Raw genomic sequence first — 573 nt, 5'->3', positions numbered from 1 at the left:
CGCAGGAACGCCTGCATGGGGGTTTGCCCGGTCTGGCGTTTGTATTCCCGAATAAAATGGTAGCGGGACAAATCGCTGGTGGCGGCGATCAGTGTATCCAGGCTGAGGCGTTGGTCCATGGCCGTTTGCAGGTAGCTGTTTACCCGTGCCACATCCAGGGTGGCGTGGCGTACCTGGTGCTGGCGGCGCATCAGGGCCGCGTAGGCGAGCAGGCTGCGTAGCAGGTTGGCCGCGTAAATCAGGTGTTCCGGCTGGGCGCTGGTGGCTGCCGCCATCAACGCCTGAAAATCCTCCGCCAGGCGGGAATGGACGCCGACCCGGACCTTACGGATGCCTGGCTGGTGTTGCCCGGCAATTTCGTCGAAATATCCCTGCACTTCAGGCCCGCCCAGATGCACCCAGTAAATGCTCCAGGGGCGCTGCGGGTTGGCGTAGTAGCGATGGGCCAGCCCGGCAGGCAACAGCAATAGCTCACCGGCCTCAACCGGCTGGCTCAGCCCTCCGTAAGCCACCTGTCCTGCCCCGGAGACACAGTAGATCAACAGGTCGTCCGCCGGATGCTGGCGTGCCATG

Annotated in this window: 1 protein-coding gene; it reads right to left on the bottom strand. The window is 63.5% G+C overall.

Features of this window, described 5'->3' with window-relative positions; translation table 11 throughout:
* On the bottom strand, positions 1–573 hold a 573-nt coding region (locus A3754_RS01030; protein ID WP_156496655.1), incomplete at both ends, for an AraC family ligand binding domain-containing protein.

This window comes from Alcanivorax sp. HI0083 (genome assembly GCF_001635175.1).
This window is presented reverse-complemented; position numbering and strand designations above follow the sequence as displayed.